The sequence below is a fragment of the Brachyspira pilosicoli genome (assembly GCF_019402445.1).
Classification (GTDB): domain Bacteria; phylum Spirochaetota; class Brachyspiria; order Brachyspirales; family Brachyspiraceae; genus Brachyspira; species Brachyspira pilosicoli_B.
Genome location: NZ_SRZM01000236.1, coordinates 1 through 1,149 on the forward strand (window position 1 = coordinate 1; position 1,149 = coordinate 1,149).

General features: G+C 28.2%; 1 protein-coding gene. It reads right to left on the reverse strand.

Features of this window, described 5'->3' with window-relative positions; all coding sequences use genetic code 11:
* Positions 1-126: 126 nt before the first annotated feature.
* Positions 127-1,125 (reverse strand): Ldh family oxidoreductase, encoded by a 999-nt coding sequence (locus E6A48_RS08070; RefSeq protein ID WP_219709565.1) that lies wholly within the window; start codon positions 1,123-1,125, stop codon positions 127-129.
* Between the last annotated feature and the right edge of the window lie 24 nt (positions 1,126-1,149).

The following is a 1,149-nucleotide window of genomic DNA, read 5'->3' on the forward strand; positions in this document are numbered from 1 at the left end:
ATACCTTTTAATATACAATTAAATTATAAATTTATAATAAAAATGCAATTTAATATATTTATGAAAAATAAAAATTTATAAAATGCATTTATTTTAAATATACGCTAAAAATTTTGTTATATTTAATCAATCTCCAAAAACATATTTATAAACTTTCTCAGATAAAGGTATGCCGTTTTTTAAGTAATCTCTATAACAAGCTTCTTTTCTCTCTCCAGGTATTGTTATAGGCTTACTTTTATCTAATGGAGGCTCTTTTCTTATATCGTCTATAAATGATTGAACAGTGTCTAAATAATCTTCATTATAAAGAAAAGGATCAACTACAAGCATAAATGTAGATAAATCTCTTTTTTTATCCATATCTCCATACATCTTAACCAAATTATTACAATAAACATTTCCAATCAAAAGCCCTGTAAAAGCCTCTATCATAGTCATAATAACATACCCTTTAGGACCACCAAAAGGCACAACATATTTTATTTTTTTAGGGTCATCTGTAGGATTACCGTTCTCATCAACGCCCCAGTTATTTGGTATAGTTTCATTGTTATCACGAGCTGTAAATATTCTTCCAAGAGAAACCTCACTAGTAGCCATATCTCCAAGTAAAAAATCTTTTTTAGCAGGGAAACCATAACTTATAGGATTAGTTCCAAAGAAACAACTTTTTCCACCATAAGGTATTACGCAAGGGTCTGTATTAACCATTATTAGAGATACTTTTTTATTATCTATTGCCATTTTATTATAATATCCCAAAGAACCGCAATGACTATTATTCTTTATACCTATTACAGCAATTCCTTGTTTATCTGCTGTATCTATTGCCCATTCTGTAGCTTTTTTCATAGCAATATGACCAAAACCTCCATCTGCATCCATTAATGCAAATGAAGGCCTTTTTACTTCTATATTAAAACTTGATTTTAAATTTATTCCACCAGCTTTTATTCTATTTATATAATGCTCAAGTCTTATAACACCATGAGAATGAATTCCTCTAGCATCAGCATAACACAAAACATCAGAAACAATCTCCGCATCACTATTACTAACATCTGCTAATATTAATTTTTTTATTACAGCCTCTTTTAATTCTTCAAAACTAACATTTATCATAACTTTAATTCCTGAGTAATTTTT